The sequence below is a fragment of the Solidesulfovibrio alcoholivorans DSM 5433 genome, from assembly GCF_000702665.1.
Taxonomy (GTDB): domain Bacteria; phylum Desulfobacterota; class Desulfovibrionia; order Desulfovibrionales; family Desulfovibrionaceae; genus Solidesulfovibrio; species Solidesulfovibrio alcoholivorans.
In genome coordinates this window covers 70812-86050 of record NZ_JNJA01000017.1, presented here as the reverse complement: position 1 = coordinate 86050, position 15239 = coordinate 70812, and the positions used below count along the sequence as shown (strand labels likewise).

Annotated in this window: 12 protein-coding genes; 4 read left to right on the top strand and 8 right to left on the bottom strand. The window is 67.3% G+C overall.

Features of this window, described 5'->3' with window-relative positions; all coding sequences use genetic code 11:
* Positions 1 to 183: 183 nt before the first annotated feature.
* Both Q368_RS0119760 and Q368_RS0119755 read right to left on the bottom strand, forming a co-directional pair.
* Complete coding sequence (locus Q368_RS0119760) at positions 184 to 969, bottom strand: ABC transporter permease (RefSeq protein WP_029460771.1); 786 nt, start codon at positions 967 to 969, stop codon at positions 184 to 186.
* Positions 966 to 1889: an ATP-binding cassette domain-containing protein gene (locus Q368_RS0119755; RefSeq protein ID WP_029460770.1), complete on the bottom strand. Its 924-nt coding sequence runs from the start codon at positions 1887 to 1889 to the stop codon at positions 966 to 968. The genes Q368_RS0119760 and Q368_RS0119755 overlap by 4 nt, the downstream gene beginning before the upstream one ends.
* Positions 1890 to 2111: 222 nt before the next feature.
* On the opposite strand from Q368_RS0119755, the gene tatA reads away from it, so the two are divergent.
* Positions 2112 to 2351 (top strand): twin-arginine translocase TatA/TatE family subunit, encoded by a 240-nt coding sequence (tatA, locus tag Q368_RS0119750; protein WP_029460769.1) that lies wholly within the window; start codon positions 2112 to 2114, stop codon positions 2349 to 2351.
* A gap of 7 nt (positions 2352 to 2358) precedes the next feature.
* Here the strand turns inward: tatA and Q368_RS0119745 are convergent, their stop codons facing one another.
* Together Q368_RS0119745 and Q368_RS0119740 are read right to left on the bottom strand one after the other, a co-directional pair.
* The gene (locus Q368_RS0119745) at positions 2359 to 3051 is read right to left on the bottom strand and encodes a hypothetical protein (RefSeq protein WP_029460768.1); all 693 of its coding nucleotides are present in this window, start codon (positions 3049 to 3051) and stop codon (positions 2359 to 2361) included.
* Between the two features lie 264 nt (positions 3052 to 3315).
* Positions 3316 to 4776: a DEAD/DEAH box helicase gene (locus Q368_RS0119740; RefSeq protein ID WP_029460767.1), complete on the bottom strand. Its 1461-nt coding sequence runs from the start codon at positions 4774 to 4776 to the stop codon at positions 3316 to 3318.
* Positions 4777 to 5091: 315 nt separating this feature from the next.
* Here Q368_RS0119740 and Q368_RS0119735 point away from each other — a divergent pair, with 315 nt between their 5' ends.
* A complete protein-coding gene (locus tag Q368_RS0119735; RefSeq protein ID WP_029460766.1) occupies positions 5092 to 5967 on the top strand; it encodes a DMT family transporter in 876 nt (291 codons plus the stop codon).
* Between the two features lie 2 nt (positions 5968 to 5969).
* Here the strand turns inward: Q368_RS0119735 and Q368_RS0119730 are convergent, their stop codons facing one another.
* The 3 genes from Q368_RS0119730 to Q368_RS0119720 all read right to left on the bottom strand — a co-directional run bounded on the left by Q368_RS0119730 (position 5970) and on the right by Q368_RS0119720 (position 9992).
* A complete protein-coding gene (locus Q368_RS0119730) occupies positions 5970 to 6287 on the bottom strand; it encodes a hypothetical protein (RefSeq protein ID WP_029460765.1) in 318 nt (105 codons plus the stop codon).
* A 217-nt stretch (positions 6288 to 6504) separates the two neighbouring features.
* Positions 6505 to 9519: a proline dehydrogenase family protein gene (locus Q368_RS0119725; RefSeq protein WP_029460764.1), complete on the bottom strand. Its 3015-nt coding sequence runs from the start codon at positions 9517 to 9519 to the stop codon at positions 6505 to 6507.
* On the bottom strand, positions 9516 to 9992 hold the full coding sequence (locus Q368_RS0119720; RefSeq protein WP_029460763.1) for an Lrp/AsnC family transcriptional regulator: 477 nt from the start codon (positions 9990 to 9992) through the stop codon (positions 9516 to 9518). Before Q368_RS0119720 ends, Q368_RS0119725 begins: the two co-directional genes overlap by 4 nt.
* A 107-nt stretch (positions 9993 to 10099) precedes the next feature.
* Between Q368_RS0119720 and Q368_RS0119715 the strand changes: the two genes are divergently transcribed.
* Positions 10100 to 11713, top strand: a complete 1614-nt coding sequence (locus Q368_RS0119715) for a bifunctional metallophosphatase/5'-nucleotidase (RefSeq protein WP_029460762.1) — start codon at positions 10100 to 10102, stop codon at positions 11711 to 11713.
* 95 nt (positions 11714 to 11808) lie between these two features.
* Here the strand turns inward: Q368_RS0119715 and wrbA are convergent, their stop codons facing one another.
* Positions 11809 to 12420, bottom strand: coding sequence for an NAD(P)H:quinone oxidoreductase (gene wrbA / locus Q368_RS0119710; RefSeq protein WP_029460761.1), 612 nt, complete (start codon positions 12418 to 12420; stop codon positions 11809 to 11811).
* 200 nt (positions 12421 to 12620) lie between these two features.
* Here wrbA and Q368_RS0119705 point away from each other — a divergent pair, with 200 nt between their 5' ends.
* Complete coding sequence (locus Q368_RS0119705) at positions 12621 to 15176, top strand: ABC transporter transmembrane domain-containing protein (protein WP_084158913.1); 2556 nt, start codon at positions 12621 to 12623, stop codon at positions 15174 to 15176.
* Positions 15177 to 15239 lie beyond the last annotated feature (63 nt).

The following is a 15239-nucleotide window of genomic DNA, read 5'->3' as shown; positions in this document are numbered from 1 at the left end:
GGGGCGGCCGTGCTGGCCGGCCTTGCGGCCAGCACGGCCGCCCCGTTTCCGAGACCACAGACCCCGACGCACCGCCCGCCGACCATGCCTCCACCCGCTTACCCATCCCCCGTCGGGGAGGTCCAGGAGGGGATCATCCCCTCCTGGCCGCCGGAGGCATCTTCCCTCTTTGTCTCCTCCCCATTAGCGCACGAGGCGTCGCCGCATGCCTGCCAGGGCCAGGGGCAGGGACACCGCGAAGAATCCGAGCAGTACGGCGGCGTGGCCGAGGGAGGTGGCGTCGAGGCGGCCGAGGCAGGCGGCGCGGCACAGTTCGGCGAGGTGGTACAGCGGCATGGCGGCGGCGATGGGCGCGGCGTAGGGGGGCAGGGCGTCGACGGGGAAGAAGGTGCCGGAGAAGAGGAACATGGGTGTGATGACGAGGAAGAAGGGGATATTGAACATGTCGATGGAGGGGGTGATGCTTGTGGTGGCCATGCCCATGGCGCCGAAGGCCATGCCGCCGAGAACGGCGATGGGCAGCACGAGAAGCGCCTGCGGGCTTGGGGCGTAGCCGAGCAGGGCGACCACGGCGAGCATGAGCGCGGCGGCGATGCAGGCGCGGGTGGCTCCCCAGACGATTTCGGCCACGATGATTTCCTCGATCGACAGGGGCGTGGCGAGCAGGGCGTCGTAGGTTTTCTGGTAGAACATGCGCACGAAGGAGCTGTAGGTGGTCTCCATGAACGCCTGCCACATGATGGAAACCGCGATCATGGCCGGGGCGAAGAACTGGATGAACGTCATGGCCTGGCCGCGCCAGGAGACGTCGCCGACGAGTCCGGAGAAACCGAGGCCGAAGGCCACGATGTAGAACAGCGGTTCCAGGATGGGCGGCAGGAAGTTGATGGCCCAGATGCGGCGGTAGACGCGCAGGTTGCGACGCCAGACCGTCCAGAAGAGTGTGGTGAAGCGCGGGTCGGCGGTCATTCGCGAAGCTCCCTGCCGGTTAAGCGTAAAAAGACGTCTTCCAGGGTGGCGGGGCGCAGCAGGCCGTATTCCGGGCAGAAGCGTTCCCGCAGGGCGACGAGTGCCTCGCGTTCCCTGCCGTAGACGATGAAGCGCCGGCCCGAGCGTTCGTTTTGCCAGCCGCCCAGGCGTACGGCCTCCAGGAACTCCGGTTCGGGCGTTTCCACTTCCAGCACGTGGCGGCCGACATGGGATTCGATGAGGCCGCGCGGCGTGCCCGCAGCGGTGACCCGGCCGTGGTCCACGACGCACAGGCGGTCGCAGAAGCGTTCGGCTTCTTCCATGGCGTGGGTGGTGAGCAGGATGGTCAGTCCCTGGCGTTTGAGGTCGAGCAGCCGGTCCCAGAGGGTGTTTCGCGACTGGGGGTCGAGGCCGGTGGTGGGTTCGTCGAGAATGAGCAGGTCGGGTTCGTTGACCAGCGCCCGGGCGAGCATGAGGCGGCGGGCCATGCCGCCGGAGAGTTCCTCGTAGCTCAGGCGTTTCTTGGCTTCCAGGGCGAAGAATGCGAGCAGCTCCTCGGCTCGGGCCCGGGCTTTGTCATGCGGGATGCGGAAGTAGCTGGCGAAGACGAGGAGGTTTTCGAGCACGGACAGGTCCGGGTCGAGGGTGTTGCCCTGTTGGCACACGCCGAGGCGCGCGCGGATGCGGCGGGGGGCGGTGGCGATGTCCAGGCCGAAGACGCGGATGGTCCCGGCGGTGCGGGGCGAGAAGCCGTAGATCATGCGGATGGTGGTGGTCTTGCCCGCGCCGTTGGGGCCGAGCAGGCCGAAGCATTCGCCCTGGCGCACGGCGAAGCTCACATCGGCGACGGCCGTAAACGCGCCGTAGTCCTTGCGCGCCGCGGCGACGTCGAGGATCGGGATGTCGGAAACGGTGTCCATACCCGATGATAACGCAACATGGGGGACGCGGCCAGAGGCGGGAGGCCTACGCCGGGGATGTCCGTTGCGCGGCATGTCGGGTCGCATTGACGGGAGACGGCAGGGCGGGAGCGTGTCAAAAGAACCCGTCGGGAACGCCGAGGCCTTGCCGCTTTGTCATGCCGGGGAAAGGTCGCGATGAGCGTTTTATGCTACACTGCCCGGCAAACAAGGAGTGCGAACATGTTTTCAGGTTTGCTGCAACCCATGCATCTGCTGTTGATCCTGGGCGTGGTGCTGATCGTTTTCGGGCCGGGCAAGCTGGCCAACGTGGGGCACGACCTCGGCAAATCCATCCGGGAGTTCAAGGCGGCCATGGAAGCCCGGGACGTGACGCCCGAAGTCGCGGCGGAAAAGCCCGCGCCCGTCCAGACGACGCCCGCCGCCGGGATTGCGGCCGAGAAGACCGGCCCGGCGGCGTGACCGCCGGCTACGTGTTTTCCTCCGATTCCTCTTTGTCCAGACGGATGGAGCGGCGGAAGCGCTTGTCGAGCGTCTCCTCGAAGAATTCCTGCAGGCCCCGGCGGTATTTCTTGAGATAATACTGCCGGTCCAGGAATTTTTCCTTGTGGCGGTATTTGATGAGCGTCGAGGGGTTGAAGTATTCGCTGGCGTTTTTGCGCGTGAGCACGAAGGGCGGCAACCCCTCCTGGACCAGGATGTAGCTGGCCACGAGCGCGCCGGTGCGGTGGTTTCCTTCCAGGAACAGCTGGGGCTGGCTCACGGAGAGCACGTAGACGCCGGCCGCCCTGCGATAGGCGGACTTGTGGCGCTTGCGCTCGTACCATTCCGAGATCTCGTCGATGCCTTCGGCGAAGCGGCGGCGGGTTTCGAGCAGGTGCGGCCCGTATTCCATGCGCACGCTTTCGTCGCTGCCGCACAGTACAATGTGGTTGAGTTCGAGGATGTTGTCGAGCCCTTGCGGCGAGAAGAGTTCTATCCCGGCCTCGAGCAGGTCGTCCACGTAGGCGTAGCCTTCGAGCAGGTTGCCGATGATCTGGTCGGTGAGCGGCTCGCGGCGCATGAGCAGCTTGGCGTTTATTTCCTCGAAATGCTCCTGCACATCGCGCAGCGACGCTTCGATGCGGTCGAGTTCGAGGCGGTAGAGCTTGCGGGCCTTCATGCCGGGTTCCTTTCCTGATGCGCCGATCCCGGCGGCGCGGACCGGTTACGCGGATGTGCCGGACTTTCGCGGCGTTGTCCACGGGAAGACCATATCAAAAAAGCCGCTCCGGAGCGTCTCCGGAGCGGCTTTTCACGTCTCGTCTGTCTTGCTTCTTGACTTGCGAAGGGGGTGGTTTCCCCTTTCGGGGTGGTCCAGGAGGGGATTATCCCCTCCTGGCCGCCGGAGGCATTTTCCCCTTCCCCTTTCCTTCCGCATCCGCGCCTACGCGGCGCTGACCCCTTCCTGGAAGGTGCGGCGGGGGCGGCGGTCGCCCTGGCGTTCGGCAGCGTCGTGGGACAGGCCGAAGGTGGAGCGGCGTTCGCCGTCGCGGGGGCGGGCGGCCATGGGCCGGTCGCTGCGCGGCCGCTCGGTGCGGGGGCGCTCGTCGCGCGGCCGGTCGGCGCGCGGGGCGGGGGCGCGGTCGCCCTGGGGCCTGTCGCCGCGCGGCTGGGCGTCACGGGCGCGGAAGCCACCCTGGCGGGGCCGGTCGCTGTAGCCGCCGGGGCGGCCGCGCATGGGCCGGCGGGCCGGGGCGTACGTACGGCGGAACTCGTCGGGATCGGGCTCGAAGCCTTCCAGCTCGCGGCGCGGCAGGGGCTTTTTCATGTGCGCCTCGATGGCGCGCACCATGCTCATGTCCTCGCCGGTGACGAAGGTGTGGGCCTGACCGTCGCGCTCGGCGCGGCCGGTGCGGCCGATGCGGTGGGTGTAGGCCTCGGCCGTGTCCGGGATGTCGAAGTTGATCACGTGGGCCACCTGGGACACGTCGATGCCGCGCGCGGCGATGTCCGTGGCCACGAGCACCTGGAAGGCCCCGCGCCGGAATCCGTCCATGGCGATCTGGCGCTGGCGCTGGGACAGGTTGCCCTGCAGGCAGGTGGCCTTGTGCCCGGCGCGGCAGAGCTGCTGGGCGAGGTTTTTCGCCCGGTGCTTGGTACGGGTGAAGACGATGACCGAGTCCTTGCCGGCCTCGCCGAGCAGGTGCAGCAGCAGCGGGGCTTTCTGGTGGGCGGACACGGGGTAGATGGCGTGTTCGACCGTGGAGGGCGGAGCCAGGTGGCCGATGCGCACCGTGATCGGGTCGGTCAGGGTCTCGCGGGCGAGCCCGGCGATGGCCGGGGGCATGGTGGCCGAGAAAAGGAGCGTCTGGCGCTTCTCGGGCAGGGCCGAGAGGATGCGCTTGAGGTCGGGCAGGAAGCCCATGTCGAACATGTGGTCGGCCTCGTCGAGAACCAGCGTCTCCAGGGCGTCGAAGCGGACGTTGCCCTGGTTCATGTGGTCAAGCAGGCGTCCGGGGCAGGCCACGACGATGTCCACGCCCTGGCGCAGGGCGCGCACCTGCGGGAACATGCCGACGCCGCCGTAGATGACCGTGGCGCGCAGGCGCGTGCCCCGGCCGAGGTCCACGCCGGCCTGGTAGATCTGTTCGGCCAGTTCGCGGGTGGGGGCGAGGATGAGCGCGCGCACGCCGCGTTTTTCGGGCTTGGTGGTCATCAGGCGATGGATGATGGGCAAAAGGAACGCGGCGGTCTTGCCGGTGCCGGTCTGGGCCAGGCCCATGATGTCGTGCCCTTCGGCCACGTGGGGGATGGCTTCGGCCTGGATGGGCGTGGGGGTTTCGTAGCCGATGCGCGCGATGTTGGCGCAAATCGTCGGATGCAGGCAAAAAGAATCGAAGCTCAAAAGGATATCCTTTGGCAATAGCGTGTAGCCGCGCCAAATATGTCGCGCGGCGGCGATCATGGAATCGAGAAACGGGGGCTGCGGGCCGCGTCAGGATCGGAAGATCGGGGCCAACGGCAGGCGGCCGGGAGGAGCGTCCGTGAGGAGGGCGATGGGGTTGCAGCGTGTTCGCATCGCCAAAGACATCACCACTGGGCCGGGTAGTGCCAAAAAGAAAGAATACGGGCTTTCCGGATATTGTCAACAGGGCTGGTCGGAAACACCCTTGGTTTTTCCGACCGGGCACGGTAGGAGGCGCAAACCAGAGGATTTTCCATGACCGACCAGAAAAGGGCCACGCGCTACGGGCTGGCCACCGTGGCCATGTGGTCCACGGTGGCCTCGGCCTTCAAGCTGTCGCTGGCGCACCTGACGCCGTTGCAGCTGCTTTTCTACGCCAGCCTCATGTCGTGCGTCGTGCTGGGGCTCGTGCTCGCCGTCAAGGGGCGGCTCGGCGAGGTGGCGGCGCTTTCCCGCGCGCAGTGGAAGCGCTCGATTTTGCTCGGCGCGCTCAACCCCTTCCTCTATTACACGATCCTGTTCGCGGCCTACGACCTGCTGCCGGCCCAGGAGGCGCAGCCCCTCAACTATACCTGGGCGATCACGCTGTCGCTTTTGGCCGTGCCGCTGCTCGGCCAGAAGCTGCGGGCGCGCGACCTTGCCGCGCTGGTGGTGAGCTACTGCGGCGTGGTGGTCATCGCCACGCACGGCAACGTGCTTGGCATGCGATTCGCGAGCCCGTCCGGCGTCGCGCTGGCGCTCGTCTCCACGGTGGTCTGGGCGCTGTACTGGATTTGCGGCGCCAGGGACGACCGCGACCCCGTCGTCGGGCTCTTGGCAAATTTCCTGTGCAGCCTGCCGCTGACGCTTCTCGCCGTGCTGTGCTTTTCCGACCCCTGGCCGGGTTCGCTGGCGGGCCTTGCCGGCGCGGCCTACGTCGGCGTCTTCGAGATGGGGCTCGCCTTCGTCACGTGGCTGACGGCGCTCAAATGCGCGGCCAACGCCGCCCGCGTGGCGAACCTCATCTTTCTTTCGCCGTTTCTCTCGCTGGTGCTGATCCACTTCCTGGTGGGCGAGGCGATCCTGCCCGCGACCGTGGTCGGGCTGGTGTTCATCTTGGCGGGGCTTGGCGTGCAGCGGATGGGCAAATGAGCCTACTGCAACACCACCCACTGCTCCCCGACCTTCTTGAGGCGCAGCGTGGTCTGTTTGGCCCCGCCGACCGAGAGCGGGCCGACGTGGGCGGCGGAGACGATGGTCACCGTGGCCTCGTAGACGCCGTTTTCGCGCTTCTCGATCTTGTCCAGCTGGAACTTCTCGATCTGCACCGCGTTGCGCAGCAGTCCCATGACGTCGTTGCGGGCCAGGGCCTCGCGGTACGCCGTCTCCACCTGCGCCTCGCTCGGTCCCCGGGAACAGCCGGCCACGGCCAACATGCATGCGAACAACAACAATGCGCCGAATTTTTTCATGATCCGCTCCATCTGGCGAGAGGCCCCGCTTTTCGACTATTGGGGCAGGCGGCGCGGAAAAGTCAATGACAAACCGGAAAGGGAGGTCGGGCGCGGCATGCGCCGAGGGTGGGCGGGACAGGCGGCGGAACCGCAAAACGGCGGCCTCCCCTTTCGGGAGGTCCAGGAGGGGCCGTCGCCCCTCCTGGCCGCCGGAGGCGTCTTTTCTTCGCCTCCCCTAGTCAAACCATTCGTCGTCCTCGTCTATCGGCGTAAATCCCCTGCGGATCGTGTTTTCCGTGACCACGCGCGGGTCGAGGAACTGGAGCAGGTAGTCCGGGCCGCCGGATTTCGAGCCCACGCCCGACATCTTGGAGCCGCCGAAGGGCTGGCGGCCGACCATGGCCCCGACGCAGTTGCGGTTGAGGTAGAGGTTGCCCACGCGGAATTCCCTGCGCGCCTTTTCCAGGTGGCGCGGGCTGCGCGAGTAGACGCCGCCCGTCAGCGCGAAGCGCGTGCTCATGGCCCAGGCGAGGGCCTCGTCGAAGTTCGCGGCCTTCATGACGGCAAGGATCGGGCCGAAGACCTCTTCCTGGGCGAGCCGGTGTTCGGGCCGGATGCCGGCAACGACCACGAGCGGCGCGTAGCAGCCCTGGCCCGTGGCCTGGCGCTCCACGAGCACCTGGCCTTCCTGGCGGGCTATCTCGAGGTAATCCTTCACCTTGGCCTGCTGCGAGGGGTCGACCACCGGGCCCATGGCGTTTTCCGGTTCCTCGGCCGGACCGATCTTGAGGGACTGGCAGGCTTCGGTGAGGCGCGCGATGAACTTGTCGTAGATGGAATCGACCACGATGACGCGCGAGCAGGCCGAGCACTTCTGGCCCTGGAAGCCGAAGGCCGAGTACACGACGCCGAGGATCGCCTCGTCGAGGTCCGCGTCGTCGTCCACGATAATGGCGTTCTTGCCGCCCATCTCGGCGATGACCTTCTTGCAGTAGGCCTGGCCGGGATGCACCTTGGCCGCCTTTTCCTGGATGCGCAGGCCCGTCTCCATGGAGCCGGTGAAGGCGATGGTGCTCACTTTCGGGTGTGCGACGAGATGGTCGCCCATGACCGAGCCGCGGCCCGGGCAGTAGTTGAACACGCCGTCCGGCAGGCCCGCTTCCTTGAAGATGTCCGCCATGCCGTAGCCGGTAAGCGAGGACAGGCCCGAGGGCTTGTACACGACCGTGTTGCCCGTGACGATGGCCGCGGACGTCATGCCCACGGAAATGGCCAGCGGGAAGTTCCAGGGCGCGATGACCGCGCACACGCCCTTGGGCTCGTAGAAGAGGTGGTTCTTCTCGCCGGGTTCGCGGCCCATGCGGCGCGGCGCGCCCAGGCGCACGGCCTCGCGGGCGTAGAACTCCAGAAAGTCGATGGCCTCGCCCACGTCGTTGTAGGCCTGGTCCCACTGCTTGCCGACCTCGAGCACCTGCGTCGCGGCAAGGGCCACGATGTCGCGCCGGGCGATGGCCGCGGCCCTAAGCAGCACGTCGGCGCGCTCGCGGGGCGTCTTGTCGCGCCAGGCGGCGAAGGCCGCCTCGGCCGCGTCGATGGCCGCGTCCACCTCGGCGACGCCCGCCTGGCAGACCACGGCCAGGGTCTCGGACGGATCGGCCGGGTTGCGCGTGGGGATGCGGTCCGCGGTCTCGACCGCCTTGCCGCCGATGACAAGCGGCAGCACGCGCCCGGCCTTGGCGCGCACGGCGGCGATGGCCTCGGGGAAGGCCCTGCGCAGTTCGGCCACGGTGAAATCGGCCAGGGGCTCGTCGCGAAACGCGGTCAGGCCGTCGATCACGGCCGGCGCGGCCGGGGCCTTGGGCGGATTCTTCCCGATCTCCCGGGCCAGGGTCTTCTCGGGATTTTCGAGCAGGATGTCCTCGGCCTCGCCGTCGGCGAAGCTCAAGCGCAGAAATGATTCGTTGGCCGTATTTTCCAGCAGCCGGCGCACGAGGTAGGCCATGCCGGGGAGCAGTTCGCCGTAGGGGCAGTAGAGGCGCACGCGGCCGGCGACCTTGAGCAAGCCCTTGCGCACGGGCTCGGCCATGCCGTAAAGCGCCTGGAATTCGTAGCGGTTCTCGGGAACGCCCAGTTCCGCCGCGGTCTCCATCACGTTGGAGATGGTGCGGATGTTGTGGCTGGCGCACTGGAAGTAGACGAGGTCGCTGTTTTCGAGGATCAGCCGGGCGATCTTTTCGTGGGCGATGTCCGATTCGGGCTTGCGCGTCCAGACCGGCACGGCCCAACCCATCTGCTTGGCGATGACCGTTTCGTAGTCCCAGTACGCGCCCTTGACCAGGCGCATGCCGAACGGCAGACCCTCGGCGCGGCCCCACTTGATGAGCTCGGCCACGTCGTGTTCGGTCTCGCGCATGTAGGCCTGGAGCACGATGGAAAGATAGGGGTAGTCGCGGAATTCCGCTTCGCTGCGCAGGCGCTTGAACAGCTCGATGGTGATGTCCTTGTATTTGAGCTGCTCCATGTCGATGCAAAGCGCGCCGCCCATGGCCATGATCTTGCGGTAGACCGGGCGCATGCGCGCGAGGATGCCCTCCACGGACCCCTCGAAATCCATGGGTCTGGCCTGGGAGAAAAGGGCCGAGGGCTTGATGGAGGCGTTGACCTTGGGCGCGCTGCCCCAGTCAAGGCCGCCCTCGCCCGTGCCGAAGGGCTTCCATGACTTCTGTTCGGCTGCGATGGCGTCGAGGACCTCCAGGTAGCCGTCGCGGTAGGCGTCGGACTCGATCTCGGACACCGTGGCCTCGCCGAGCAGGTCCACGGTGAAGGCGAAGCCGTCCTTGCGGATCTTGCTTAAATTTTTGACAGCTTCCTTGGTCTGCTCGCCCACGATGAACTGCCGCGCCATGCCCTCGATGTTGGAGCGGATGGCCTTGCCCATGAGCTTGGCGGCCACGCCCCCGAACATGCCGGACTTCTCCGCGCCCCACTTGAGCACGGCCGGAATGTCGCCGGCGTCGCCGCCCGTGAAGTATTCCTCGATGTGGCGCGAGAGGTTGTCCGAGGTGGTCAGGTAGGGCAAAACGTCCACGAACCGGAACAGCTGGACCTTGAAGGCCTCGTTTTGCATGGCCCAGTCCATGACCTTGCCGGTCCAGAAGCCCTTGTTGAAAATGGAAGGGGATTCGCCGCGGATGCTGGCGAAAAAGGCCTTGCCGCGCTGGCGAATGGCCTCGTCGAGCTGGGAATTCATTGTTCCTCTCCGGGTTCTGGGGTGACGCCGAGGGGCAGGGCCCCTGTTTCCTTGACGGTTTGCAGCACCACCGTGGTATTGGTGTCGCGCACGGTGGAAAGGCGGCCGATGACCTTGAGCAGTTCGGCCAGGGACCGGGTGTCGGGCACGCGCACCTTGATCAGGTAGGCGGCCGAGCCGGCCACGTAGTGCACTTCCTGGACGCCCGGCACCGAAGCCAGCTGCTCCCCGGTGTCGATGGCGCCCACGGGTTCCTCGGTCTTGACGAAGGTGAAGGCCGTGAGGTCAAGTTCCACGGCCGAGGGGTCGATGCGGGCCTCGTAGCCCGTGATGACACCCTTGCGCTCGAGTTTGCGCACGCGCTCGAGCACGGCCGAGGGCGCCATGGATACGGCCCGTGCGATGTCGGCGTTGGAGGTGCGGGCGTTTGCCTGAAGGATCATCAGAATCCGACGGTCGATTTCGTCGATCATTCTTGAAATCTCCTAATGTCGAGTTAAAAATTCGATTTGGCTGTGGTTGTCAAGGGGTTTCTTCGGTTTTGCCCGGTTGCGGGCGCAAAAACATGAAAGGCGGAAACATGGCCCGGTTCCGACAGGTTGCGGCGGCGTTCCTGTTGCTGTTGTTCGCGGCGGGGACGGCCCTGGCAGGCGGGGAGTTTTCCCTCACCATCCTGCACACCAACGACATCCACGCACATCTGGCCTCCTTCGACGCGTACGGGGCGTTTTGCTCCAAGGAAAAAGACGCGGCCGGCAAATGCCTGGGCGGCGCGGCCCGGCTGGCCACGGCCGTGGCCCGGGAGCGCGCCAAGGGCGGCAACTTCCTGCTGCTCGACGCCGGGGACCAGTTCCAGGGCACGCTCTTTTTCACCAAATACAAGGGCCAGGTCTGCGCCTTTTTCATGAACCGCCTGGGCTACGACGCCATGGCGCTCGGCAACCACGAGTTCGACGACGGCCCGGGCACTTTGGCGAATTTTATTCGGTCCCTCAAGTTCCCTTTGCTCGCCGCCAATGTCGATGTGGAACATTCCCCGGAACTCAAAGGACTTGTCGCGCCGTACGTCGTTCGGGAAGTGGCCGGGCACAAGGTCGGGATCATCGGCGCGACCCAGCCCAAGGCCGACCGCATCTCGAGCCCCGGACCCAACGTCTCCTTCCCGGCGTTTCTGCCGTCCATGCAAAAGGCCGTGGAGGCGCTTACGGCCCAGGGCGTGGACGTCATCATCGCGCTCAGTCACGCAGGCCTTTCCGGCGACAAGAAGCTGGCCGCGTCCGTGCCCGGCATCGACGTCATCGTCGGCGGCCACAGCCACGTGCTCCTCGGCAACGGCTTCTCCGAGGCCGTGGGGCCGTGCCCGCTGGCGGTAAACGGCCCGGACGGCGGCAAGGCGTACATCGTCACCGCCGGCTACTGGGGCCGCTACCTCGGCGTGCTGCATGTGGATTTCGACGCGGCCGGCCGTGTGGCCAGGGCCTTTGGCAATCCCGTGCCCCTGGACGCGGCCGTGCCCGAGGACCGGGCCACCCTGGCCGAGGTGGAGCGGTTTGCCGCGCCGCTGGCGGCGTATCGCAAGACGGCGATCGGACGCGCCGAAACGCCGGTGGGCGCGTCCATGTGCCGCCAGGAGGAATGCGCCGGCGGCGATCTCATGGCCGAGGCCCTGCTCGCCGGCGGCCGCACGCGCGGGGCCGTGGCCGGGATCTACAACGGCGGCGGCGTGCGCGCGGGCATCGCCCCGGGCGAGATCACGCTCGGCGACGTGCTCACGGCCTTTCCCTTCCCCAATACGCTGGTGGTGGCGACGCTTTCCGGCGAGGACCTGCTCGCCGTGCTCGAGCACGGCGTCTCGGCCGTGGGGCTCCACGAGGGCAGCGGCCGTTTCCCGCAGGTGGCGGGCATCCGCTTCGCCTACGATCTGACGCGGCCCGTGGGCAAGCGCGTCACGGCCGTGGAAGTGGCCGACGCTGACGGCCGGTTCGCGCTGCTCGACCCCAAGGCCGACTACCGCCTGGCACTCACGGACTTCATGTTCCGGGGCGGGGACGGCTATGCGATGTTCGGGAAAAAGGCCAGGGACGTGGAAGGAGACGGCGATCCCACGGCGGACCTCGCCGCCGCCTGGATCAGGGCCCATTCGCCGCTGAAAATCGAACTCGACGAGCGCATCACGGCGTCTGGCGTGCAGTGAACATTGGAAGGGAAACGCCTCCGGCGGCCAGGAGGGGATGATCCCCTCCTGGCCCTCCCCGTGGGGGGATGCGCCGGGTGTCGCGAAAGGGGGCGCTAGCCGCCCAGTTTTTTGGTGATCTCGGCGATGTGGCGGCCTTGATAGCGCGCGCCGTCCAGCTCGGACTCGGTCGGCATGCGCGACCCGTCGCCGCCGGCGATGGTGGTTGCGCCGTAGGGGCTGCCGCCCACGATCTCGTCGATGCGCATCTGCGGGGCGTAGGCATACGGCAGGCCGATCACGATCATGCCCTGGTGCAGCAGGGTCTGGATGAAGGACATGAGCGTGGTTTCCTGGCCGCCGTGCTGGGTGGCCGTGGAACAGAACACGCCGCCGGGCTTGCCGACGAGGCCCCCGCGCATCCAGATCTGGCCGGTGGCGTCCAGGAACTGGCGCATCTGCCCGCACATGTTGCCGAAACGGGTCGGTGTGCCGAAGATGATCGCGTCGGCGTGCTCGAGCTCCTCCAGAGTGCATACCGGCACCGTGGACAGGGTCTTTTGCGCTTCGGTCGCTTGCATTTTTTCAAGGATATCGTCCGTGAGCGTTTCCGGGACGCGGCGCAGCGTCGCGGTCACGCCCGGCACCTGATGCACGCCTTCGGCAACGGCCTGGGCCATGGCGGCCACGTGTCCGTAGAGCGAATAATAGACGATCAGCACATTCATAAGCCCGTGCTCCGGTAGAAGTTGGCGACACTTCATTTTCTACGCGCACCGTGGGCAAAGGGCAAGGGCATCCGCCTTGCCCGGTCGGGGGATTTGCCCTAAGCCAACCTGTGGGAGGAGCGTGCCTTGCGGGACAACACAAAGGGATCGCGGAACATTTCCCCCGACTGCCGGGGCCGGTTCGCACCAGGGCGCGCGCCATGTCCACGGCCGTAACCTGCATAAAGGCCGTGGCCGACGCCTACGGCCTGCCCTGCGACCCGGCTTCGCTCGCCGACCGTTTCGGCCTGTCCTCCGGCGGCGAGCCCGATGCCGACACCCTCCTGGCCATGGCCGCCTCCATCGGCCTGCGCGCCGAGCCCGCCGTACTGGACGTGCGGCAGATGGCCGCACGCGGCCGCTTCCCGCTCATCGCCCGCCTGGCCAACGGCAACAGCGTGGTGGTGCTCGGCGTGCGCGAGGACGCGGACGGCTTTCGCGTGCGCGTGGCCGATCCCCTGGCCGCGACGCCCGGCTCCTTCGAGGTGGACGAGGAGGGCTTCGCCCGCAGCCATGCCGGCGAGGTGCTGCTCGCCGTGCCGCGCCTTTCCCGCTCGGGCCTGCGCGCCCTGGCCATGGTCGGCCGCCACCACGGCCTGCCCCTTTCCCACGAATCCCTGGCCCATGCGCACGGCTTCGACGCCGCCGAGCCGACGCCGGACGAACTCGTGGCCATGGCCGCCAAGGAAGGGCTCACGGCCGAGGCGCGCGTCCTCTCCCCGGACGACCTGCCCGCCCTTGGCGGCGCGTATCCGGTGCTTGCCGTGCGCGCTGACGGCGAGGTCGTGATCCTGGCCGGCTGCCGCCGGGACGCAGCCGGGCTCATGATGGACGTGGTCGATCCCGTGCGCCTGCCGCCGGTGCGGGAGACCATGCCCCTGGCCGCGTTTTCCCGTGACTGGGACGGCCGGGCCATCCTGCTGCGCCGCGCCTACAAGCTGACCGACGCCAACCAGCCCTTCGGCATGCGCTGGTTCGTCCCGGAAATCCTGCGCCACCGCAAGGAATTCACCGACGCGGCCGTGGCCGCGGTCATGCTCTACGTGCTGGCGCTGGCCATGCCGGTCTATTTCCAGATCGTCATCGACAAGGTGCTCACCCACAAGGGGTTTTCCACCTTGCAGGTCTTAAGCTGCGGCATGCTCGTGGCCCTGGCCTTCGAGGCCGGGTTCACGTACCTGCGCGGCATTTTGGTGCTGCACGCCGCGGCGCGCATCGACATGCGCGTGGCCGGGCGCACGTTCGCCAAGCTCACTTCCCTGCCGCTCAGGTTTTTCGGCCAAAGCCGCGTGGGCGTGCTCATCCAGCACATGCAGCAGGCGGACAAGATCCGGGAATTTTTAAGCGGCAAGCTCTTTTTCACGTTGCTCGACGGCATGGCGCTTATCGTCTTCATCCCGGTCCTTTTTTTCTACAGCGTGCCGCTGACCTGTCTGGTCCTGGGCCTGAGCCTCGCGCTCGGCGTGTTTCTCGCCGTCATCGTGCCGCTGCTTCGTGGCAAGCTCCTCAGCCTGTACAAGGCCGAGGGCGAGCGCCAGTCCTTCCTCGTCGAAACCATCCGGGGCATGGAGACGGTCAAGGCGCTCTCGCTCGAACCTTCGCGCCGGCGCGGCTTCGAGGACACGGCGGCCCGGGCCGTGTCCCTGCGCTTTACCGTCGGGCGCATCGGCAACGCGGCCACGGCGGCGGTGGGATTTTTGGAAAAGGTCATGACGCTGTGCATCCCCTGGATCGGCGTCTACCTCGTCTTCGACGGCGGGCTGACGGTCGGCGCGCTCATCGCCTTCCAGATGCTGGCCGGGCGCGTCACCCAGCCGCTCGTGCAGATCGTCTCCCTGGTGCAGGAGTACCAGGAAAAGGGGCTGGCCGTGAAAATGCTGGCCGCGATCATGAACGAGCCGCCCGAGCGCGCCGGATCGGGCGAGGGCGTGCGGCCGAAACTGGCCGGAGAAATCGTTTTCGACGCCGTCACCTTCCGCTACGCGCCGGGCGGCGACGCCCCGGCCGCGCTGTCCGGGGTGACGGTGCGCTTTCCGGCCGGGAGGATGGTCGGCGTGGCCGGGCGCAGCGGCTCAGGCAAATCCACGCTCGCCCGGCTCATCCAGGGGCTCTACGTCCCGACCGAGGGCAGCCTGCGTCTGGACGGCCACGACATGCGCGAGTGCGACATGGCCCACGTGCGCCGGCAGATCGGGGTGGTGCTCCAGGACAGCTTCCTTTTCACCGGCACGGTGCGCGACAACATCGCCATGGCCCGGCCGGGCGCGTCCATGGACGAGGTGGTCTGGGCGGCGCGGCTGTCCGGGGCCGAGGAGTTCATCCGCCGCCTGCCGCGCGGCTACGACACCGAACTCGAGGAAAACGGCTCCAATCTCTCCGGCGGCCAGCGCCAGCGGCTGGCCATCGCCCGGGCGCTTTTAACCAACCCGCGCGTCCTGATCCTGGACGAGGCCACCAGCGCCCTGGACGCGGAGTCGGAAGCCATCGTGCAGGACAACATGGCGCGCATCGGCCGGGAGCGCACGACCATCGTCATCAGCCACCGCCTGTCCATGCTGGCCGGCGCGGACGCCATCCTTGTGCTCGACGCGGGCCGCGTGGCCGATTATGGAACCCACGGCGAGCTGCTTGCGCGCTGCGCGGTCTACCGCGACCTCTGGAACAGCCAGAACCGGCACGTCCTGCACGCGCCGGCGACAACGCATAAATTAACCTGACCCCCCTTTGAAAGTTTCTGGGGGGAGGGGTGCGGGGAGGGACCCTCTTTTCAAAGAGGGTCC

Excerpts from the sequence above, each read along its gene's own strand:
- Q368_RS0119705 (WP_084158913.1), top strand. The coding sequence starts at position 12,621 with ATGTCCACGGCCGTAACCTGCATAAAGGCCGTGGCCGACGCCTACGGC.
- Q368_RS0119745 (WP_029460768.1), bottom strand. The coding sequence starts at position 3,051 with ATGAAGGCCCGCAAGCTCTACCGCCTCGAACTCGACCGCATCGAAGCG.
- Q368_RS0119760 (WP_029460771.1), bottom strand. The coding sequence starts at position 969 with ATGACCGCCGACCCGCGCTTCACCACACTCTTCTGGACGGTCTGGCGT.
- Q368_RS0119730 (WP_029460765.1), bottom strand. The coding sequence starts at position 6,287 with ATGAAAAAATTCGGCGCATTGTTGTTGTTCGCATGCATGTTGGCCGTG.
- wrbA (WP_029460761.1), bottom strand. The coding sequence starts at position 12,420 with ATGAATGTGCTGATCGTCTATTATTCGCTCTACGGACACGTGGCCGCC.
- Q368_RS0119755 (WP_029460770.1), bottom strand. The coding sequence starts at position 1,889 with ATGGACACCGTTTCCGACATCCCGATCCTCGACGTCGCCGCGGCGCGC.
- Q368_RS0119715 (WP_029460762.1), top strand. The coding sequence starts at position 10,100 with ATGGCCCGGTTCCGACAGGTTGCGGCGGCGTTCCTGTTGCTGTTGTTC.
- Q368_RS0119720 (WP_029460763.1), bottom strand. The coding sequence starts at position 9,992 with ATGATCGACGAAATCGACCGTCGGATTCTGATGATCCTTCAGGCAAAC.
- Q368_RS0119725 (WP_029460764.1), bottom strand. The coding sequence starts at position 9,519 with ATGAATTCCCAGCTCGACGAGGCCATTCGCCAGCGCGGCAAGGCCTTT.
- Q368_RS0119735 (WP_029460766.1), top strand. The coding sequence starts at position 5,092 with ATGACCGACCAGAAAAGGGCCACGCGCTACGGGCTGGCCACCGTGGCC.
- tatA (WP_029460769.1), top strand. The coding sequence starts at position 2,112 with ATGTTTTCAGGTTTGCTGCAACCCATGCATCTGCTGTTGATCCTGGGC.